The organism is Inhella sp. (assembly GCF_027532025.1).
Lineage (GTDB): Bacteria > Pseudomonadota > Gammaproteobacteria > Burkholderiales > Burkholderiaceae_C > Inhella.
The window spans coordinates 1-19,324 of record NZ_JAPZSY010000144.1; the positions used below are offsets into that span (position 1 = coordinate 1).

At 68.4% G+C, this 19,324-nt stretch carries 18 protein-coding genes and 1 pseudogene; 5 read left to right on the forward strand and 14 right to left on the reverse strand.

What is annotated here, in order from left to right:
- From O9335_RS16560 to O9335_RS16615, 12 genes and pseudogenes are all read right to left on the reverse strand, one after another.
- Positions 1 to 103: pseudogene (locus tag O9335_RS16560) on the reverse strand (branched-chain amino acid ABC transporter permease); the annotation flags it as partial.
- 159 nt (positions 104 to 262) lie between these two features.
- Complete coding sequence (locus tag O9335_RS16565; protein ID WP_298390260.1) at positions 263 to 2,056, reverse strand: GspE/PulE family protein; 1,794 nt, start codon at positions 2,054 to 2,056, stop codon at positions 263 to 265.
- Between the two features lie 11 nt (positions 2,057 to 2,067).
- Complete coding sequence (locus O9335_RS16570; RefSeq protein WP_298390263.1) at positions 2,068 to 2,811, reverse strand: spermidine synthase; 744 nt, start codon at positions 2,809 to 2,811, stop codon at positions 2,068 to 2,070.
- Positions 2,812 to 2,857: 46 nt separating this feature from the next.
- Positions 2,858 to 3,343, reverse strand: a complete 486-nt coding sequence (locus tag O9335_RS16575) for a DNA-deoxyinosine glycosylase (RefSeq protein WP_298390266.1) — start codon at positions 3,341 to 3,343, stop codon at positions 2,858 to 2,860.
- On the reverse strand, positions 3,334 to 4,161 hold the full coding sequence (locus O9335_RS16580) for a TatD family hydrolase (RefSeq protein ID WP_298390269.1): 828 nt from the start codon (positions 4,159 to 4,161) through the stop codon (positions 3,334 to 3,336). Before O9335_RS16580 ends, O9335_RS16575 begins: the two co-directional genes overlap by 10 nt.
- Positions 4,162 to 4,185: 24 nt before the next feature.
- Entirely contained in the window at positions 4,186 to 5,043 is an 858-nt protein-coding gene (gene purU / locus O9335_RS16585; RefSeq protein ID WP_298390272.1) for a formyltetrahydrofolate deformylase, read from the reverse strand.
- Positions 5,040 to 5,714 carry an ABC transporter ATP-binding protein gene (locus O9335_RS16590; RefSeq protein WP_298390275.1) on the reverse strand — a complete coding sequence of 225 codons (675 nt, stop codon included), beginning with the start codon at positions 5,712 to 5,714 and terminating at the stop codon, positions 5,040 to 5,042. Before O9335_RS16590 ends, purU begins: the two co-directional genes overlap by 4 nt.
- Positions 5,707 to 6,957: a lipoprotein-releasing ABC transporter permease subunit gene (locus O9335_RS16595; RefSeq protein WP_298390278.1), complete on the reverse strand. Its 1,251-nt coding sequence runs from the start codon at positions 6,955 to 6,957 to the stop codon at positions 5,707 to 5,709. The genes O9335_RS16590 and O9335_RS16595 overlap by 8 nt, the downstream gene beginning before the upstream one ends.
- 43 nt (positions 6,958 to 7,000) lie before the next feature.
- The gene (locus O9335_RS16600; RefSeq protein WP_298390281.1) at positions 7,001 to 7,444 is read right to left on the reverse strand and encodes a copper chaperone PCu(A)C; all 444 of its coding nucleotides are present in this window, start codon (positions 7,442 to 7,444) and stop codon (positions 7,001 to 7,003) included.
- Positions 7,445 to 7,476: 32 nt separating this feature from the next.
- Positions 7,477 to 9,822, reverse strand: a complete 2,346-nt coding sequence (locus tag O9335_RS16605) for a TonB-dependent receptor (RefSeq protein WP_298390284.1) — start codon at positions 9,820 to 9,822, stop codon at positions 7,477 to 7,479.
- 34 nt (positions 9,823 to 9,856) lie between these two features.
- Complete coding sequence (locus O9335_RS16610) at positions 9,857 to 11,134, reverse strand: PepSY domain-containing protein (RefSeq protein ID WP_298390287.1); 1,278 nt, start codon at positions 11,132 to 11,134, stop codon at positions 9,857 to 9,859.
- A 99-nt stretch (positions 11,135 to 11,233) separates the two neighbouring features.
- Positions 11,234 to 11,620, reverse strand: coding sequence for a DUF2946 family protein (locus O9335_RS16615; RefSeq protein ID WP_298390290.1), 387 nt, complete (start codon positions 11,618 to 11,620; stop codon positions 11,234 to 11,236).
- Between the two features lie 203 nt (positions 11,621 to 11,823).
- Between O9335_RS16615 and O9335_RS16620 the strand changes: the two genes are divergently transcribed.
- Positions 11,824 to 12,372 carry a hypothetical protein gene (locus tag O9335_RS16620; RefSeq protein ID WP_298390293.1) on the forward strand — a complete coding sequence of 183 codons (549 nt, stop codon included), beginning with the start codon at positions 11,824 to 11,826 and terminating at the stop codon, positions 12,370 to 12,372.
- 71 nt (positions 12,373 to 12,443) lie between these two features.
- Here the strand turns inward: O9335_RS16620 and O9335_RS16625 are convergent, their stop codons facing one another.
- Positions 12,444 to 13,205 carry an NF038132 family protein gene (locus tag O9335_RS16625; RefSeq protein ID WP_298390296.1) on the reverse strand — a complete coding sequence of 254 codons (762 nt, stop codon included), beginning with the start codon at positions 13,203 to 13,205 and terminating at the stop codon, positions 12,444 to 12,446.
- A gap of 386 nt (positions 13,206 to 13,591) precedes the next feature.
- On the reverse strand, positions 13,592 to 16,432 hold the full coding sequence (gene polA, locus O9335_RS16630; RefSeq protein ID WP_298390299.1) for a DNA polymerase I: 2,841 nt from the start codon (positions 16,430 to 16,432) through the stop codon (positions 13,592 to 13,594).
- A 38-nt stretch (positions 16,433 to 16,470) separates the two neighbouring features.
- Between polA and O9335_RS16635 the strand changes: the two genes are divergently transcribed.
- From O9335_RS16635 to O9335_RS16650, 4 genes are read left to right on the forward strand one after another with little or no spacing between them, the layout of a single operon-like run.
- Positions 16,471 to 16,902 carry a hypothetical protein gene (locus tag O9335_RS16635; RefSeq protein ID WP_298390301.1) on the forward strand — a complete coding sequence of 144 codons (432 nt, stop codon included), beginning with the start codon at positions 16,471 to 16,473 and terminating at the stop codon, positions 16,900 to 16,902.
- Positions 16,902 to 17,867: a homoserine kinase gene (locus O9335_RS16640; protein ID WP_298390304.1), complete on the forward strand. Its 966-nt coding sequence runs from the start codon at positions 16,902 to 16,904 to the stop codon at positions 17,865 to 17,867. Before O9335_RS16635 ends, O9335_RS16640 begins: the two co-directional genes overlap by 1 nt.
- A gap of 20 nt (positions 17,868 to 17,887) precedes the next feature.
- The gene (locus O9335_RS16645) at positions 17,888 to 18,730 is read left to right on the forward strand and encodes a BPSS1780 family membrane protein (protein ID WP_298390307.1); all 843 of its coding nucleotides are present in this window, start codon (positions 17,888 to 17,890) and stop codon (positions 18,728 to 18,730) included.
- Positions 18,727 to 19,314: a tRNA-uridine aminocarboxypropyltransferase gene (locus tag O9335_RS16650; protein ID WP_298390310.1), complete on the forward strand. Its 588-nt coding sequence runs from the start codon at positions 18,727 to 18,729 to the stop codon at positions 19,312 to 19,314. Before O9335_RS16645 ends, O9335_RS16650 begins: the two co-directional genes overlap by 4 nt.
- Positions 19,315 to 19,324: the final 10 nt, after the last annotated feature.

The following is a 19,324-nucleotide window of genomic DNA, read 5'->3' on the forward strand; positions in this document are numbered from 1 at the left end:
TGACGGTTTCGGTCGCCTTGTAGATGAGCACAAAGCCCAGGGCGATCAGTCCGTAGATGCAGCCTTGGGCCACCCCGGAGAGCACGATCTGAAGGATGGCCATCGGTCCTCGTCGGCGCGGGTCGGAGGCCCCATGCCGCCGCCCAGTCGCAAGCCGGAGTCTGTCCCAGGGGGCGAGACCTCGGGGAGCAGGTTTTCCTTCATCGGGCTCACCCTGAGGGGAAGCCCTAGGCTCAGAAAGGGCTTGACCCGAGGGCGGCGCTCAGACGTCCCAGTTGGGGGTGCTGCGCAGCACTTCTTCGAGGGTGGTCTGCCCCTCGGACACCTTGCGCACTCCCGCCAGCCGCAAACTGCGAAGGCCCTGTTGGGTGGCCGTGCGGCGCAGCGCGGCCAGGTTGGTTTCGGTGATCAGTTGCTGCCTCAGGGTTTCGTCCAGCGTCAGCAATTCGTACAGGCCGGCCCGACCGCGGTAGCCGGTGTGGCGGCACTCCAGGCAGCCCACCGGCTTGTAGGCGTTGCGCACGGTGTTCACACGCCAAGGTTTGGCGGCTTCGGTGAGCAACTCGGGGGTGACGCGGTCGTCGGGTTGTTTGCAGTGGGGGCACAGGGTGCGCACCAGGCGCTGTGCGAGCACGCCAATGAGGGTGGCGCCGATGAGGTAGCGAGGCACGCCCAAATCGACCAAGCGGGTGACGGCCGACACGGCGTCGTTGGTGTGCAGCGTGGAGAACACCAAATGCCCGGTAAGCGCGGCTTGCACCGCCATCTCGGCGGTTTCCAGGTCGCGGATTTCGCCCACCATGATGATGTCGGGGTCTTGGCGCATCAGCGCGCGCACGCCCTCGGCGAAGCCGAACTCCAGCTGCTGCTGCACCTGGGTTTGGTTGAAGGCCGGCTCGATCATTTCGATCGGGTCTTCGATGGTGCAGACGTTGACCTCCTCTGTGGCCAGGCGCTTGAGCGTGCTGTACAGCGTGGTGGTCTTGCCCGAGCCGGTGGGGCCGGTGACCAGCACGATGCCGTTGGGCTGGGCCATGAGTTGCTGCCAGCGCTCGACATCGTGGCGGTTGAAGCCCAACTGGTCGAGGGTCTTGACCGCGTTGTCGGGGTCAAAGATGCGCATCACCAGCTTTTCGCCGAAGGCCGTGGGCAGGGTGGCCAGCCGCATTTCCACCTCTTCGCCGGCGGGGTTGCGGGTTTTGATGCGGCCATCCAGCGGGCGGCGACGTTCCACGACGTCCATGCGGCCCAGCAGCTTGATGCGCGCCACCATGGCGGCCATCACCGGCGCTGGCAGTTGGTACACCGGGTGGAGCACCCCGTCGATGCGGAAGCGGATGACGCCCATCTCGCGCCGGGGCTCCAGGTGGATGTCGCTGGCGCGCTGGTCGAAGGCGTATTGCCACAGCCAGTCCACCACCTGCACCACGCCCTGGTCGTTGGCGTCGAGCTGCTTGTTGCTCTTGCCCAGCTCCACCAACTGCTCGAAGCTGGCCTGCGACCCACTTTCGCTGCTTTTGGCCGCCGCCTTGACCGACTTGGCCAGGGTGAAAAACTCGGTGATGTAGCGGTTGATGTCGAGCGGGCTGGACACCACCAGCTTCACCGTCTTGCGGCTGTGCCCCTCGATTTGAGCCACCCAGGCGACGTCAAGAGGCTCGCAGGTGGCGATGGTGACGTCGGTCAGGCCCATGGCCACGGGCAGGCAACGGTGCTTTTCGGCGTAAGCGCCGCTCATCACCTCGGCCACACGGCCGACGTCGACCTTGAGCGGGTCGATGCGCAGATAAGGCAGCTTGACGTGGCCGGCCAGCCACTCCGTCAGCAACTCGATGTCCAGCGGCTTGCCATCGGCTTGCCGAACCAAACCCGCGCGCCCCAGCCGGACGATGGGGTGCAAGCTGCTGTCGCCCGCGCCGAAGCGGGCTTCGGTGGCCTTCGCGGTGTCGGCGCTGACCAAGCCTTCGGCCTGCATGGCGCGCAGCAACTCGCGCCACTCCAGCCGGTGCGGGACGGCGGGGGCAGGCTTGGGGGAGCGATGGGACGAGGAGGGCATGCGCTTCGTGCTCAAACCGCCTTCAGGCCGCGCAGCCAGGGCTGCGCCTTCAACCCAAGGGCGCTGTCCATGTTAGTGGCGCGCCTTTTCAGTTCGGGGCCATCCGGCAGCGGGGTTTCCCGGGTGGCCACCACCACGGTGTTGCCCTCTTTGGTGGCCGCCAAGCGCCATACGCGGTCAGCACCAAAGGCCTGCGCCATGCGCGCACAGCTGTCGGCAAAGCTGGCGCGGCGGCCGAAAAGGTTGACGGCCATGGCGCCACCGGGGGCGAGCAAAGCGCGGCAGGCGGCGTAGAAGTCGGCGTCGTCCAGCACGGGGGCCGCGGCCTCGTGGTCGTACAGGTCCACGTGCAGCATGTCCACGGAGCCGTGGTTCGCCGGGTCGCGGGCCCAGGCGCCGGCGTCTTGCAGCACCACCTCCAGGCCATCGCCGTTGGGCGGCAACGCGAAGTACTGGCGGCAGGCGGCCAGCACGCCGGGGTGGATCTCGACCGCCGTCGTGGGCCGGCCCAGCACCTGGTGGCAGAACTTGGTCAGCGCGCTGGCGCCCAAGCCGAGTTGCACGCAGCGCCCGGTTCGCCACGTGGACGGCGCTTGCCACAGCAGCGGGGCCATCATGCGTTGCACGTAGCTCAGCTCCAGCGCCAGCGGCTTGCTCACGCGCATGGAACCTTGCACCCAGATCGAATCCAGATGCAGTGAGCGCACGCCCATGAACTCGGAAACGGTGACATCGGGCAGGTCGTCGGTGGCCATGCAGAGCTCTTTCGATCGGGGCGCGGACTCTAGCGCGCCCCGCCCATCACAGCCAGGGCCGCAGGGCGCGGGCCCACTCGGCGCCCTTGTCAGCTGGCGAGCGGCTGCCATGGGCGGGGCTCGTGGACGGCAGGCGCAGCAGCACGCGGCCCGGCAACAAGGCGCTCGCTTGCCGGTGCGCCGCGGCGCCGTTGCAAGCGATGGCCCGCAGGTCCGGAAGCCGCGCCACGAGCGAGGGCAGGTCGCTGGGTTCGGCCGCTCGGATGTCGGCGTCCAGGCTGCCGGAGCGTTCGCAGGCGGCCACCGCGTCCCACAGGGCGATGCGGTGCTCGACCAGCGCCTGCAGGCGCTCGAGGTAGGGGCGCTGGGGCAGGTCCGGCAGGTTCAGGAGCAAGGCGATCGCCGGCCAAAAGGTGTTGCGCGGGTGGGCGTAGTACTGCTGAGCCTGCAGGCTGGCAGCGCCGGGGAAGCTGCCCAGGATCAACAAGCGCGCGTCGGCCCGCCACACCGGGGCCAAGCCGCTCAGCCGCACGGAAGCAGAGACGCGAGCTTGGGCAGCACGCGGCGGGCGTTGGCGCTGGTGAAGGCGGCAGTCTCGGCCAAGGACCAACCGCGCAGCTCGGCCAAGGTGTGGGCGATGCGCGGCAACTCGGCCGGTTCGTTGCGCCCACTGCCCTGCCCTGCGGCCCGCGCCACTGCCGTGCGGTACAGCCACTGCGGCGGGATGTCGGGCGCGTCGGTCTCCAGCACCAGGCTCTCGGCCGGCAGGGTGGCGGCCAGGCGGCGCAAGTTCAGCGCGCGCTCGAAGGTCAAGGCGCCGCCAAAGCCCAAGGCGAAGCCCAAGTCAGCAAAGCCTTGTGCCTGCTGGGCGCTGCCGTTGAAGGCGTGGGCGATACCGCCCGTGCGCAAGTCGACGCGGCGAAGGCCGCCCAAGAGTTGATCGGCGCTGCGGCGCACGTGCAGGATCACGGGCAAGCCGTGGCGCTTGGCCAGCTTCAACTGCGCCAAGTAGAAGTGCTGCTGGCGCTCCGCGTCCAGGCCCGGCACGAAGAAGTCCAGGCCGATCTCGCCCACGGCGACAAGCAGCGGGTCGCCTTGGGCGTTGGCAAGCGCGGCGTCCAGCAAGACCAAGTCGTCGTCGGTGGCCTTGGGCGTGAACAGCGGGTGGATGCCCAAGGCATAGGGCTGGCCTGCGGCCCGGCACATGGTCTGGGTGACGGGCCAATCGCGGGCTTGCACGGTGGGCACCACGACGGTGCGGACGCCCGCGGCCTGGGCGCGGGCCAACACGGCGTCGCGGTCGGCGGCGAACTCAGGGGCGTCCCAGTGGCAGTGGGTGTCGATCCACATGCGAATCGGCGCCCCGGCCCGTGCTCAGCGAAACACCACCGTCCGCTTGCCGTTCAACAGCACCCGGTGCTCGGCGTGCCATTGGATGGCACGGGCCAGGGCCAGGCATTCGGTGTCGCGGCCTACGGCGGCGAGTTGCTCGGGGCCGTAGGAGTGGTCGATGCGGCTGACCTCTTGCTCAATGATCGGGCCCTCGTCGAGGTCGCCGGTCACGTAATGCGCCGTGGCGCCGATGAGCTTGACGCCGCGCTCGAAGGCCTGGTGGTAGGGCCGCGCGCCCTTGAAGCTGGGCAGGAAGCTGTGGTGGATGTTGATGGCGCGGCCGGCGAGCTTTTCGCACAGGGCGGGCGAAAGGATTTGCATGTAGCGCGCCAGCACCACGAGGTCGACCTGCTGCTCGTCGATCAGCTCGATGAGCTTGCGCTCTTGGGCGGCCTTCTGCTCGGGCGTGGCGTTGAGCAGCGGGAAGTGGTGGAAGGCGATGTTGTGACTGGCCGCGAGTTGGTAGAAGTCGCGGTGGTTGCTGGCGATGGCCACCACCTCGATGGGCAGGTGCTGCGTGGCCACGCGGAACAGGATGTCGTTCAAGCAATGCCCGAACTTGCTGACCAGGATGAGCACGCGGGCCTTGCGCGTGGCGTCCACCAGCTCCCAGTCCATGCCGCGCTGCGCCGCCAGCGGCGCGAAGGCCTCGCGCAGCGCATCCAGGCCGGACGGGCTTTCAAACGCGATGCGCATGAAGAAGCGCCGCGTGTCGGCGTCGCCGTGCTGGGCGCTGCTCAGGATGTTGCCTTGGTGTGCCAGCAGCACGCCGGTGACGGCGTGGACGATGCCCGGGCCGTCGGGGCAGCTGAGCTTGAGGATGTAGGAAGGGGTGCTCATTGCAGGCGTCCGCCTTTCAGCAGCCAGCGCTGTTCGCAGCGGGCGGCCAGGTCTTGGTCGTGGGTGACGAGCACGAAGGCCGTGCCTTGCTCGCGGGCGGCTTCCAGCATCAGGGCGAACACGCCGTCGGCCGTCTCGCGGTCGAGGTTACCCGTGGGCTCATCGGCCAACACGCAGGCCGGCTTCGTGACCAGCGCACGCGCGATGGCCACGCGCTGGCGCTCGCCGCCGCTCAGCTCGGCCGGGCGGTGCAGCACGCGCTCGCCCAGGCCCACGCGGGCCAGCATCGCCCGGGCCTGGGCCTGAGCTTCGGGCACGGGCACGCGGCGGATGCGCAGGGGCATGGCCACGTTGTCCAGCGCCGAGAACTCGGGCAGCAGGTGGTGGAACTGGTAGACGAAGCCCAGGTGCTGGTTGCGCCAGGCGCCGAGTTCGGTTTGCCCCAGCTGCGCCAGGTCTTTCCCCTTGAGCAGCACGCGGCCGGCGGTGGGCACTTCCAGGCCGCCGAGCAGGTGCAGCAAGGTGCTCTTGCCCGAGCCGCTGGCGCCGACGATGGCGACGGTTTGGCCCCGGGCAACGGCGAAGTCCAGGTCCTTCAGCACTTGCACGTCCAGCGGGCCTTCCACAAAGCGCTGCCCCAGGCCGAGGGCTTGCAAAACAAGGTCACTCATAGCGCAGGGCCTGGGCGGGTTGCACGCGGGCGGCGCGCCAGCTCGGGTACAGGGTCATCAGGAGGGACAGCGTCAGCGAAACCAGGGCAATCGGGACCACGTCGCCCATTTGCGGGTCGCTGGGCATGCGGTTGATCAGGTAGATGTTGGCCGGCAGGAACTTGGCGCCCAGCAGGTGCTCGATGGCGGGCACGATGACGTCCACGTTGAAGGCCACCAGCAGGCCCAGGCCCACGCCCACGGCGGTGCCGATGACCCCGGCGAACGCGCCCTGCAGCACGAAGATGCCTTGGATGCTGCGCGGCGTGGCGCCCAGGGTGCGCAGGATGGCGATGTCGCTCTGCTTGTCGGTCACCACCATCACCAGGGTGCTGACCAGGTTGAAAGCGGCCACGGCCACGATGAGCGTGAGGATGATGCCCATCATGCGTTTCTCCACCTGCACGGCGGCGAACCAGGTGGGGTTGGCGCGGGTCCAGTCGCGCAGGCGCCAGTCGGGGCCCACCTGCTGCTGCAGCGCGTCGCCAACCGAGCGGGCTTGGTGCAGGTCGGCCAAACGCAGCTGCACGCCGCTGGGGCCGCCGGTGCGGAAGAACAGGGCCGCGTCGTCGATGTGCATCATCACGAGCCCGGCGTCGTACTCGTAATGGCCGGCTTGGAAGATGCCGGCCACCGTGAAGGTGCGCGAACGCGGCATCAAGCCGGCGGGGGTGACGTTGCCGCCCGGCGCCAGCAGGGTGACCGAGTCGCCCGCCTGCAGGGCCAGTTGCCGCGCCAGTTCTTGGCCGACGAGGATGCGCCAGGACTTGGGCGCCAGCTCGCTCAAGCCCGGCGCCTTTTGCGCCATGGGGGTGACCGTGGGTTCCAGCGCAGGATCGACGCCGCGCACCATCACGCCGCGCATGTCCTCGCCCCGCGCCAGCAGGGCCTGGCTGCCCACGAACGGGGCAGCGCCGGTCACGCGAGCATCGCGCTGGGCCACCGCCGCCAAGGCTGCCCAGTCTTGCGCCGGGCCGCCGTCGTAGCGCGTCACTTCCACATGCGCGATGGCGCTGAGCATGGCATCGCGCACCTCCTTTTGGAAGCCGTTCATCACCGACAGCACGATGATCAGCGCGGCCACCCCCAGCGCGATGCCCACCATGGACACGCCTGAGATGAAGGAGATGAAGGCGTTGCGGCGCCCGCCACGGCCAGCGCGCAGGTAGCGCCAGCCGATTTGCAGTTCGTAGGGGAGGTTCATGTGGGGCGGGATTCTGCCCGCGCCGTCTGCACCACCGCGGCGCTCAATGCCCGTGTTTCGCGGGGGCAGCCCCCAGCGCGCGCACCGGGGCTTGCAGGTTCAGCGTCTCACGCTGGCCGTCTTGACGCTCGATGACCAAACTCACGGGCACGGTGTCACCCGGTTTCAGCGCTTGCTTCAAACCGATCAGCATGAGGTGATAGCCGCCCGGCTTGAGCGCCACAGCCTGCCCGGCGGGCAGGGCCAACGCAGGAATCTGGCGCATCTTCATCACGTCGCCGACCATGGCCATTTCGTGGATTTCAACGACACCCGCGACTGGCGACGTGGCCGACACGAGCTTGCCTCCCTGAGCTGAGGTCAGTTGCACGAACAGGCCCGTGGCCTTTTGCTGGGCCACGGTGCCGCGCACCCAAGGGTCGGTGGCGGTGGTTTGGGCGTGGGCAGTCGCGGCGATCAGCCCGAGGGCGAAGGCAATGGCTTTCATGGGGAGCATTCCAAGTTCAGAAGGGAGAGGGATCACAGGTCAAAGCGCAACTCGGCCACCCAAGTGCGCGCGGGGTAAGGATGGAAGTTCCAGTAAACCTCATTGTTGAGGTTGTCCACGCCCAGCGCTGCGCTCCAGGTTTTGTTGACCTTGACGCGAACGCGGGCGTCCAGCACCAAGAACGGGCTGGCGCCTTGGTAGCGGGCGCCGTTGGGGTCGGTGTTGTCCAGGCTGTTGAACTGCTGGCCGCCGTAGCGCAGGCCCAGGGTGGTGCTCAGCGCATCAATCCAGCGGTAGCTGGCCACGGCGTTGGCGCGCCAACGCGGCACGCGCGGCTGCCACTTGCCCACCGAGGCCGGGAATTTGGCGTTGGCGGTGATGACCGAGTCGGCGAAGGTGACGCTGGCGCTCAGGTCCAGGCCCCGGACCACGGCGTCGTTCAGCGCCGCGGCCAGCTCCACGCCCCAGGTGCGGATGCGGTCGACGTTCTGGATGTTGGTGACGTTAGGAGTGACGGTGGTGTTGGTCTGGCTGTAGAGCGCATCGCGCGTGGCCTCGTGGAACACGGTGGCGCGGAGCGTGCCCACCGACAGCTTCCAGTCGGCACTGAGGTCGGTGGTTTGCGAGCGCTCGGGCTTGAGATTGGGGTCGCCATTGGTCAGCGCCCCTGTGCTGGCGTTCACACCACCTTGAAAAAGCTCGCTGACGGTGGGGAATCGCACCGCGCGGCCGGTGGACAGGCGCAGCGTGCCTTCGTCGCTGAAGGCCCAGCCAATCGCGAACTTGGGCGACAGCGCGCTGATTTTGCGCGCGGGATGTTGGAACACCGCTGCGCCGTTGGCGGTGAGGCCGCGACTGGCCGACCAGTTTTCGCCCCGGATGCCGAACACGGCCTGCCAGTGATCGCCCAGGGCCACCGCGTCTTGCCACCACAAACTGTTGAGTGCCGTATTGCCCTCGAAGCGCGACACGGGGGATCCGCTTGGCATGCCCGCCGTCCATTCGGCGATGGTGCTCACGGCGTTTCGCAGCTGGGCCGCTTCGCGCTGAACACCGAACTCGATGACGTGGTCGGGCAAGCCGCGCCAGGTGCCACGTGCAGCCAAGGTGTTCCAGCCGGTGCCGTTCTGGTCGGTCAGGCGGCCGGCGTTCGGGTTGAAGGCGGCACCGGTGGTAGGCGCCCAGGCGCGCACCTGGTCTTGGCGGTAGTCGTAGCGGCTGGCGGCCAATTGCCAGTCGAAGTTGCCGCCGGTGGCTTGGCGCAGGGCCAGGCCGTGCATCACGTGCTGCAAGCTCTCGCGGGTTTGGCCGAAGTCGGCAGCCGTCAAGGTGTAACCCTTGCCGTCCAGGCTCACGGCTCGGCTGCCACTGCTCGGTAGGTTCGCCGGGTTGAGCTCGATCCGGGTGCCGGAGGCGTCGCTCAGCCAGCCTTCGCTACGGCGGGCCACCGTGTTTTCCCACAAGCCAAGGGTGTAGCTGGCCTTCAGCCCCGGCGCCACCTGCCAGGCCAGCTTGACCTTGGCGTGATCTTGCTGGGTGTCGGCATGGTTGGTGGTGCCGATCAGCAGCCAGGGCTGGTTGAAACGGTTCAGCTCGGCCACCGCGCCGGTTGCCACGGTGGCGCCGGTGGCGGGGTTGGCCGTAGACGGCGTGCGGGTGGCGTAGACCAGCGGGTGGCTTTGGCTGTCTTGGCGGCTGACGTTGAACCACCAGCTCCAGTCGCCCCACTTGTCGCCCAGAGAAACGCTGCCTTGCTTCGTCTTCGGCGTGTCGTCGGTGCGGTACAGCGTGTAGTGCTGCTGCGCATAGGTGAGCTTGCCGTGCGCTTCGAACTGTTCGGGCATGCGGGTGATGTAGTCGACCACCGCGCCGACGCTGTTGCCCGGGTAGGCGGCGCTGAAGGGGCCGTAGAGCACGTCCACGCGGGCGATCTCTTCGGGCGTGACCAGGCCCCATCGCGGGGTGAAGCTGGCGCCGTTGCCCAGGAGGTTGCTCAGCAAGATGCCGTCGGCATAAATCAGCGAGCGGGCGCTGTTGCCCGTGCCGCTGGCGCGCGTGGACAGCACGGCGTGGTCGTAGTCGCCGATGTAGCGCTTGCGAACCAACAGGCTGGGGAAATACTTCAAGGCGTCGGCGCTGTCGGTGGCGTTGATGACGCGGTCGATGCGTTCGGCTTTGATGCCTTCGATCGTCGTGGGCAGGGTGGTGGGCAAGGTCGTGACACGACCGCCTGCAACCGTGACCTTGCCGAGTTTTTCAACGCGGGTGTCATCGGCAGGCAGTTCGCCATTGGGAGCGGCCTCTTGGGCCAGGGCCGCCACGGCGGAGGCACACAGGGTCAACGCAAACGCGGCGCGCAAGGGATGATGAAGATTCATGAGATTTCCAACAAGAAAGGGATTGGGGGAGGACTCAAGCCCGCGGCGGGGGGAGTACTTCCAGCAGAAGGACGGCAGCCAAGAAGGCGGCCATCAAGGGCACCAAGGCGCACAGCGCTATCGCGGCAGTCAAAACGGGCCAGCGCCAGCGCACATCGACCCAAGCCGCGGGACGCAACAGCACGGGCCCGCCTGCAGAGCGGCGGCGCCACCACATGGCCCAGCCGGTGACTGTGGAGACCACCACGCCTAAGCCAAACACGGCCAACAGCGCCTGGTTCCAGAGGCCAAACTCGCCCCGATGAAAGGGGATGCCGATGGCCGTGGCCTTGCTGAAGGCAGTTTGGTCGGCCCAAGTGCTGCGCCAGAGCACGCGGCCGCTTTGTGCATGCAAGGCCAGTTCCACGCGGGCCCAGGGCCGATCGCGGTCCGGTGTGCCGATGCGCCAAACGCCCGAAGCCCCGCGCGGCGGCGCAATCTGCAAGCGCTGTGACGGGGCCTCGCGTCGTGCCTGGGCCCAGACGGCGTCCCAGCCGAGGACGGGGGCACCGGCCTGCACAGGCTCGCTGCGCAGCTCTTTGGGCATGCGCGGCGGCGCTTGGCCTGTGGCGTCGCGCAGCGCGCGAATCTGCGTGCCGGCGGTTTGGCTCCAGGTCAGCCCCGTCAAGACGATCACCAGGCTCAAGCCCGCCAACGCCACACCCACACCAAGGTGCCAGCGTCGGGCACGGCCCAGGGCAGGCCTGAGGACACTGCCCAGCACCGGCCAGGCCAGCGCGACGCCGGTCACGAGCATCACCAGCAAGCAGGTGGCCGCCCACTCGATGGCCCAGCGCCAAGCCTCGCTTTGCAGCAGGCGCGAGTGCAGGTTTTTGGCCCAGTGGCCGAAGCGCTCGGACTCAGCCTGAACGCCCAGCACGGCGCCAGTGCCCGGGTCGACGAAGACGTCGACCGGGCCGCCTCCCGGGCTGTGCGCGTGCTCGCCGCCAGTGGGTCGGTGGTGGGCGGCAAAGCGCACGCGCAGGCTTTCGCCAGGCACCGCGGGCGGCGTCACGTGCTGCAGCACGGTGCCCTCTGGAGCAGCGCGCTGCGCTGCCGCCACCAAGCCCTCCAGGGGCTGCCAGGGGCCGGGAGACACGGCATCCAAGTGGCCATGCTGCCAAGCTTCGACCTGCGGGGTTGGCACGTAAACCAAGCCGGTCAAAGCAGCCACGATCAAAAAGGGCGAGGCCAGAAGGGCGGCCCAACCGTGCAGGCGCCACAGCGCCGCGCGCGACGCGGCACGGCCGCTCGCCAAGACAGTCGTCGACAAAGGAAGCTCCCAGAGCGAACCCCGAGCCCCCTGGAGGCCTCGGGTCGCGGTGGCGGGAGAACCCGGGCGCGGTGGCGCCCGGTGTTCGCTCAGATCAGGTCAGAGCGACGGGGGCGGGCCTCGGGGGCTGGCGCTGCACCAAACCGCCAGCCGGTAGGGCGCCTGCTCGAACAGGGGCGGCACATCCGCCAAAGGCGCTGGCAAACAAGCGCACGCCGTGGGGCTGGGAGCTGGCAACAAATGGGCCTGGAGGGGGCAGAAATCGCACACATCGGCCAGGGCCAAGGCGTTGCCAGGTTCTCCATCCTGCCCCACCTGCACCCACCGGGTGCCTTGTGCCGTGCACACCTCGACCCAGCCCGCCTGCCCCGGCCCAGCCTGCGCGCCCACCCACGCACGCGCCATCGAAGGCATCAGGGCCGTGGCCAGAACGGCCACGAGGGCCAGCCAGACCAGGGGTCGACGGTGCAGGTGCAGGACGTTCATATGAGGGGGGTGCGAGTGTAGCTCGGGCACCTCAGTCCCCCCCAGGTTGGGGAGCCTTCACGTCTTCCGCGCCGCGCCGAAAAACATCATCCTCTCGGGGTGGCTGAGGAGCGGCTCGGCGCATACAGACATCGCGGCATCCAGCCGCAACAAGCCGCATCGGGCCGACCGAGCGGTCGGGTTTCGACATCAAGGAGAAGAACGTGGGCATCTGGTTGGATCAGTTGGAGCGTGAAAGCCTGGAGAGCCGGGCCCTGACGCAGCAGCAACTCCGCGACCGGCACAACCTGCGCACCGCGCTGGAAGAAGCTCACGATGCCGTCGTCCTCCGGGCCGGAGAAGACACCGTCTTGCTGCTGCTCGACGTGCACCTCAAGCCCGAGCCCAACGGCGCGTCGGCGCCCCTGGTGGAAGGCCAAGAGCTGACCTACAACGAGCTCGTCCGCATGGGCTTGCCCGTCTACGCCTTGCGCGACGGCCAGGCCTGCGTGCTGCTGCGCGGCGCCAGCAACGAAGCCGTCAAGACCCTGCTGGCGCGTCTGACGCGCCGCGTCAGCGACCACACGCAAGGCCGCTTTGGCATCCTGTTTGGTGCAGCCCGCGCCAGTGAAGCCCGCCGCAGCTGCAGCGACTGGATGACCCTGGCCGATCTGCGCTTTCAAGCCCGTCAATCGCGCTTGGCGGCCACCGCCAGCGTGGCCAGCAGCGTTTTGGCCCGCCGCGCCGAACGGCGCCGGACGGGGCAGCGCTGAGGCTGCCAGCGCCTCAAAGCAAAACACCCGGCAAGCCGGGTGTTTCTTCTTTCAGTGAGTACGCCGAGGCGTCAGGTGCGACGACGGCGCAGACCAGCACCCAAAAGCGCCAAACCAGCCAGCGCCAAGGCGCCGGGCTCAGGCACCACGCCCGGGTCGATGGAGATGCCGCCGATGCGCACGTCTGCGATCGCCAGCGCCGAGTCAAAAGCCGTGTCGGTCCAGTTGGTCACACCAGCGCGCAGCGAGTAGCTGCCGGCAGTGGCCACGGTGAACTCGGCCTTGACCCAACCCGTGTGGCCGCAACCCGAGGAATAGCATCGGCCGCTGTCACCCGCCAAACCAGAAAACGCCGTACCGCTGAAGATGGATACGCTGGCGGGATCCAGAGACACCGAGGGGGCCGGCATACCGAACCCAGGAACCGTGTTGCCGCCCGGCGTGGTCCGCGCAGTGAACAACAATGTCTCGCTACCACCCAAGGCCACGAGTTGGGCCCAGGCGTAATCGGCGAAGCCCGCGCCGTCCGACGTGATGTAGTTGAGGTAGAAGGAAAGAATGTCGCCAGCCTTCGCGGTGAAGGCGTCCGAGGTCACGGTCGAGCCGTCGGTAGCCGACGAGTTGTCCACCGAGCTCAAGCGACCTACTCCGTTGATGCCACCGGTGGTGGTCACGTACACAAAGGCTCGGTCGCCCGGTGCAAGGCTGATGTTGCCGTCGGCGGTCGACGAGGAGCCAGCGCCGCCCACCGAAGTCCAGCCGGTGGTCAAGGGGGCAGCCATCGACACGCCGGTCAAGGCGGCCAAGGCAATCGAGGTCAGATGCTTTTTCACGAGTCGCGTCATCAGAGTGGAAAACCCTGACAAAGCAATACTTGAGCCATCCAAAAAAATCATTGAAATTCAATGACTTGGGTAGCGTTCGGTGCGCCAATCACCGAAAACTGACAGATCTTCCGACACCGTGGAGCGAGGGAGCGCCCCCAACCTAAGAACCTCTACCAACGACACGAAGCGTTTCGCTTCGCCGGCGCCCGAGTACCCCAAGGCTGTCCGACAGATGATGACCCTGGTCCGTGGGGAGCGCCGGGCGATGGACGTCCATCGTTCAACCATCGGACTTGTAGGCGGACGATGGCCCTTGGCCGGTGCAGGTGCAAGGCTGACCAGGAGTCCAGCAACGAGGCGCGCCATGCGCACTCAGCGTTTACCGGTCAGCTTCAATGCGCACTCTCCCAACTTTTGCCGAACCCCACCTCGGCCAGCAGCGGCACCTTCAACGCCGCCACGCCCGCCATCAGGCGCGGCACCTCGTCCTGGACCCAAACCACCTCGTCTTGCGGCACTTCGAACACCAGCTCGTCGTGCACCTGCATGACGATGCGCGTGGCCAGGCCTTGGGTGTCCAGCGCTTGCTGCACCGCCAGCATGGCCAGCTTGATGAGGTCGGCCGCAGTGCCCTGCATGGGCGCGTTGATCGCTTGGCGCTCGGCGCCGGCGCGGCGTGGGCCGTTGCCGCTGTTGATCTCGGGCAGCCACAGGCGACGACCGAACACGGTTTCGACATAGCCCTTGGCCTTGGCCCGGGCGCGGGTGTCGTCCATGTAGCGGCGCACGCCCTGGAAGCGGGCGAAGTACTGGTCGATGTAGTCCTTGGCCGCCTTGGGGTCGATGCCCAACTGGCTGGCCAGGCCAAACGCCCCCATGCCGTAGATGAGGCCGAAGTTGATGGCTTTGGCCGCCCGGCGTTGCTCGCCGGTCACCTCGGCCAGCGCCGTGCCGAACACCTGGCTGGCGGTGGCTTTGTGGATGTCCTCGCCGCTGGCGAAGGCGGCCAGCATGGCCGGGTCTTCGCTGAGGTGGGCCATGATGCGCAGCTCGATCTGCGAGTAGTCGGCGCTGGCGATGACGTGCCCTGGCGGCGCCACGAAAGCCTCGCGGATGCGGCGGCCCTCGGGCGTGCGAACCGGGATGTTTTGCAAGTTGGGGTCATTGCTGCTCAGGCGACCTGTGACCGCCACGGCCTGGGCGTAGTGCGTGTGCACACGGCCGGTGTGGGGGTTGACCATCAGCGGCAGCTTGTCGGTGTAGGTGCCCTTGAGCTTGGCCAGGCTGCGGTGCTCCAAGATCTTGGCCGGCAGCGGGAAGTCTTGCGCCAACTCGGTCAGCACCTCTTCGTCGGTGCTGGGTGCGCCGGTGGCGGTCTTTTTCTTGACGGGCAAGCCCAGCTTGCCGAACAGGATCTCGCCGATCTGCTTGGGGCTGCCCATGTTGAAGGGCTGCCCGGCGATGGCGTAGACCTCCTGCTCCAGCGCCAGCAAGCGCTGGCCCAGCTCGTGGCTTTGCTGCTGCAGCATGGCGCCGTCGATGAGCACGCCGTGCCGCTCGATGCGCGCCAGCAGGGCCGAGGTGGGCATCTCGATCTGCTCGTACACGAAGCGCAGCTTGTCATCGGCCGCCAAGCGCTCGTGCAGGCGTTGGTGGACGCCCAGGCACATCTCGCTGTCTTCGCACGAATACTCGGCGGCGCGCGCCACGTCCACCTGGGCGAAGGGAATTTGGTTGACGCCCTTGCCGCACAAGTCTTCGTAGCTCAAGCCCTTGCGGCCCAGCTCGCGATCGGCCAGCGCCTCCAGGCTGTGGCTCTTGTGGGCTTCGAGCACGTAGCTTTCGAGCATGGTGTCGTGCGCGTAGCCCTGCACGGCGATGCCGTGGTTGGCGAACACATGGGTGTCGTACTTGACGTGCTGACCGAGCTTGGGCCGCTGCGCGTCTTCCAGCCAGGGCTTGAGGCGGCTCAGCACCTCGTCGAGCGGCAGCTGCTCGGGTGCGTCCATGCCGGCGTGGCGCAGGGGGATGTAGCAGGCCTCGATCACAAAGCCCCCAGTCTCCGCTGCCGCTTCGCCACCCCCCAAGGGGGCGCGGTCGGCTAGGGGCGGCCCGTCGCCGACCGGCACGCGCACGGCAAAGCTCAGGCCGACGATGCGAGCGTCCATGTTCGAGAGCGAATCCGTCTCGGTGTCCAGCGCCACCAGCGGGGCGGCTTGCAAGCGCGCCACCCAAGCGTCGAAGCGCTCCCAGGTGGTGATGGTTTCGTAGCGCTTGTCTTGCACCGGCGGGGGCGGCGGGAGCGCCTCGTTCGGGTCGGACGCCACCGGCGCACGTGGCGCCGCGCTCACGCCCTCCCCCTCCAGTTCCCGCCTCCAGGTCTTGAAGCCGTGGCGCGTGTAGAAGTCCAGCAGGCCGCCGCGGTTCACCGGCTGAAAGGCCAGCCCCTCCACCGAGGGCCAGGGCTTCAGGTGCTCGCCCAGGTCGCAATCGGTCTTCACGGTGACCAGCTGGCGTCCCATCGGCAGCCAGTCCAGGGCCTTGCGGAGGTTCTCGCCGGCCACGCCCTTGATGCTGGCGGCCGCGACGATCACTCCGTCCAGGCTGCCGTGCTCGCCGATCCACTTCGCCGCCGTCTTGGGGCCGACCTTTTCCACACCCGGCACGTTGTCCACCGCGTCGCCCATGAGGGTCAAGTAGTCGACGATGCGATTGGGCGGCACGCCGAATTTGGCCAGCACGCCCATCTCGTCCAGGCGCTCGTTGCTCATGGTGTTGAGCAGGCTCACCTTCGGCGTCACCAACTGGGCCAGGTCCTTGTCGCCCGTGCTGATGACCACCTCGTGGCCGCTGGCTTCGGCCACGCGGGCCAGGGTTCCGATGGCGTCGTCGGCCTCGATGCCGGGGACCTCCAGGATGGGCCAGCCCAGCAAGGCCACCACCTCGTGGATGAGCGGGATTTGCTCACGCAGGCCATCCGGCATGGGTGCGCGCTGGGCCTTGTACTCGGGGTACCAGGCGTCGCGGAAGGTGGGGCCCTTGGCGTCGAACACGCAAGCGGCGTGGGCGCCGGGGTAGCGGTCGCGCAGTTGCTTGAGCATGGCCACCATGCCGTGCACGGCGCCCGTGGCCTGGCCTTCCGGGCCGCGCAAGTCGGGCATGGCGTGGAAGGCGCGGTACAGGTAGCTGCTGCCGTCCACCAGCAGGACCAAAGGGCTGTGTTGTTCGCTCATGAGGCCATTGTCGGGGGGTGCTCCCTAAAATCGGGGGCATGACGCGCCGCCTTGCCGGCCCGGCGGCCCGGAGCGCGGCCGCCCTGGCCCTCACCCCCTTGCTGACTCTGGCCCAGCCTGCTCCGCCCGATGTGCGCCAACTGACCCCGCCTGTGCCAGCCTCGGCCCCTGACAGCCACCCCGCACCCGCCGCGCCCCAACGGCGGTGCGTGGCGGGCTGTGCCGGTGAAGTGACCCGACTGCGAGTGACGGAAGGCCCGCTGAACGTCGTGGAAGAAACGCTGAACAACCGGGGCGAGGTGGTCAAGGTGGTGGTGAAGCCCAAGTCCGGCGCGCCGGCTTACGAAATCTTGGTGGGCCCCGACCGCCAACGCGCCACCGATGCCGCGCACCGCAGCGGCTACGTGGCCGAACCCCAAGGCGGCGCCCGCCGCGAGGGGCAGGCCGTCTGGCCCTTGGTGCGCTTCTGATGGCCGTTTTCACCCCTGTCACCGAAGCCGATGCCCAAGGCCTGCTGCGCACGCTGGGCCTGGGGTCGCTGCACAGCTTGGCGGGCATCGCCGCCGGCATCGAGAACAGCAATTTCTTCGTGGACGCAGAGGGTGGGCGTTACGTGCTCACGGTGTTCGAGCGACTGACCCACGCCCAACTGCCCTTCTACCTGGGCCTGATGCAGCACCTGGCGCGCAAAGGCCTGCCGGTGCCCGCGCCCATGGCCGACGCCAGCGGCAACACGCTGTTCACCCTGCACGGCAAACCGACGGCCTTGGTCAGCCGCTTGCGCGGCCACCACCAACTGGCGCCCGACGTCATGCATTGCGAACAGCTGGGCCAAACCCTGGCGCGCATGCACCGCGCCGTGGCCGACTTCCCGCTGCGGCAGCCCAACCTGCGCGGCCTGGCCTGGCGCCAAGCCACGGCCCAGGTGCTGCTGCCCAAGCTGAGCGCCGACGAGGCCGAGTTGCTGCGCGATGAAATGCGTTTCCAACTGGAGCTGGCCGCCAGCAGCAGCCACCAAGAGCTGCCGAGCGGCGCCGTGCATGCCGACCTGTTCCGCGACAACGCCTTGTTCGACGGCCTGCCGGGTCGTGAGCAGCTCAGCGGCGTGTTCGACTTCTACTTCGCGGGCGTCGACACCTTGTTGTTCGACCTGGCGGTGTGCCTGAACGATTGGTGCATCGACCTGCCCACCGGCCGCCTCATCGAGCCGCGTGCCGCCGCCTTGGTGGCTGCTTACCAAGCCGAGCGCCCTTTGAGCCCCACCGAGCACCGCCTGTTGCCTGGCTTGCTGCGCGCCGCCGCCCTGCGCTTTTGGCTCAGCCGGCTGGACGACTGGCACCGCCCGCGCTCGGCCGAGATGCTCACCCCCCACGATCCGCGCCATTTCGAGCGCGTGCTGCGCGACCGCCGGGCCCAGCCCTGGCACGCGCAGTGATCACCCCGCCCCCGCCCCGCATGCGCCTGACCCTGCATCACGTTCCCGCCGCCCAAGGCCTGCGCTGGATGGCGCAAGGCTGGACGGTGTTCCGCCGCGCGCCCCTGGCGTTTTCGGCCCTGTTGGCGCTGTACTTGGTGGCCATGCTCGTGGCCACTCTGTTGCCTGTGCTGGGGCCCATCCTCGCCCTGGGCGGCCTGCCGCTGCTGTCCCTCGTCTACATGCTCCACACCCACCAAGCCTTGCAGGGGCGGCCCCTGGGCTTCGGGCTGTGGCTGCAGCCGTTCAAGCTCAGCGCGGAACGCACGCGGGCGCAGCTGAGCCTGGGTGCGCTGTACGTGACGGGCACCGTGGGCATCATGCTGCTGGGGCATTGGGTGGACGGCGGGGCGATGGCGCATCTGGAAGAAGCGCTCACCGCCATCGCACCCAACGCGCCCGATGCCGCCGAACAGACCCAGCACCTGATGGTGGCCGCGTTGGGCAACGACCGCCTGCTGCTGGGCGTGCTGATCCGCTTGATGGGGGCGGTACTGCTGTCGGTCCCGTTCTGGCATGCCCCCGCGCTGGTCCACTGGGGCGGTCAGGGGGCGCTGCAGGCGTTGTTCTCCAGCACCGTGGGGCTGTGGCGCAACCGGGCCGCCTTCGTGCTCAACGGCCTGGCGTGGCTGGGGGTGCTCTTGGCCGTGAGCTTGGTGCTGGGCGTGGTGAGCGGCCTGCTCGGCACGCCGGCCCTGCTGCAGATGCTGGTGATGCCGGTGATGCTGTTCATGGCCAGCGTGTTTTACGCGGGGCTGTACTTCATGTTCGTGGACAGCTTCCGCTTCATGGCGGAGCCCCCCGCCGCCACGCCCGCGGCATGACCTTGCCGGGCGAAGCCCCGGCGCGTTGGCGACGCCGTTGCACCCGCTGCCTGCGGGCGCGTTGTCTCTGTCACTGCGTGCCCCGTCCCGCGCTCGCCCACCCCACCGAGGTGGTGATCCTTCAGCACCCGCTGGAACAGGGCGAGGTCAAGGGCACGGCCAGGCTGTTGACCTTGAGCCTGGCGACCTGCCAACTTCACGTGGGCGAGGACTTTGCCCCCCTGCCCAACCCCGAGGGCCGGGTCGAAGCCCTGCTTTACCCCGGCGACAGCGCCACGCCCTTGCCCGAAGGCACGCCGCCCGGGCGCCTGCGGCTCTACGTGCTGGACGGCACCTGGCGCAAGAGCCGACTGCTGCTCCACCGCAACCCCTGGCTGCAGGCCCTGCCCCGCTGGCCCTTGGGGACGGTGCCGCCCACGCGATACCGAGTTCGCCGGGCGCAATCGGCCCACCAACTGTCCACGCTGGAGGCTGTGGCCTACGCGCTGCCGGCGCCCGCGCCGGTGGGCGCGCTGCTGGCGGTACTGGAGGGCTTGATGGCCGCCACCGAGGCGGCCACCGGCTGCGAGCGACGCGGCCCGTGACCTGCGGCGC

Coding starts and splice junctions, on each gene's coding strand:
- O9335_RS16650 (WP_298390310.1), top strand. CDS start 18,727: ATGACCTTGCCGGGCGAAGCCCCGGCGCGTTGGCGACGCCGTTGCACC.
- polA (WP_298390299.1), bottom strand. CDS start 16,432: ATGAGCGAACAACACAGCCCTTTGGTCCTGCTGGTGGACGGCAGCAGC.
- O9335_RS16635 (WP_298390301.1), top strand. CDS start 16,471: ATGACGCGCCGCCTTGCCGGCCCGGCGGCCCGGAGCGCGGCCGCCCTG.
- purU (WP_298390272.1), bottom strand. CDS start 5,043: ATGAGCACCCCTTCCTACATCCTCAAGCTCAGCTGCCCCGACGGCCCG.
- O9335_RS16595 (WP_298390278.1), bottom strand. CDS start 6,957: ATGAACCTCCCCTACGAACTGCAAATCGGCTGGCGCTACCTGCGCGCT.
- O9335_RS16605 (WP_298390284.1), bottom strand. CDS start 9,822: ATGAATCTTCATCATCCCTTGCGCGCCGCGTTTGCGTTGACCCTGTGT.
- O9335_RS16640 (WP_298390304.1), top strand. CDS start 16,902: ATGGCCGTTTTCACCCCTGTCACCGAAGCCGATGCCCAAGGCCTGCTG.
- O9335_RS16565 (WP_298390260.1), bottom strand. CDS start 2,056: ATGCCCTCCTCGTCCCATCGCTCCCCCAAGCCTGCCCCCGCCGTCCCG.
- O9335_RS16590 (WP_298390275.1), bottom strand. CDS start 5,714: ATGAGTGACCTTGTTTTGCAAGCCCTCGGCCTGGGGCAGCGCTTTGTG.
- O9335_RS16580 (WP_298390269.1), bottom strand. CDS start 4,161: ATGTGGATCGACACCCACTGCCACTGGGACGCCCCTGAGTTCGCCGCC.
- O9335_RS16600 (WP_298390281.1), bottom strand. CDS start 7,444: ATGAAAGCCATTGCCTTCGCCCTCGGGCTGATCGCCGCGACTGCCCAC.
- O9335_RS16645 (WP_298390307.1), top strand. CDS start 17,888: ATGCGCCTGACCCTGCATCACGTTCCCGCCGCCCAAGGCCTGCGCTGG.
- O9335_RS16615 (WP_298390290.1), bottom strand. CDS start 11,620: ATGAACGTCCTGCACCTGCACCGTCGACCCCTGGTCTGGCTGGCCCTC.
- O9335_RS16570 (WP_298390263.1), bottom strand. CDS start 2,811: ATGGCCACCGACGACCTGCCCGATGTCACCGTTTCCGAGTTCATGGGC.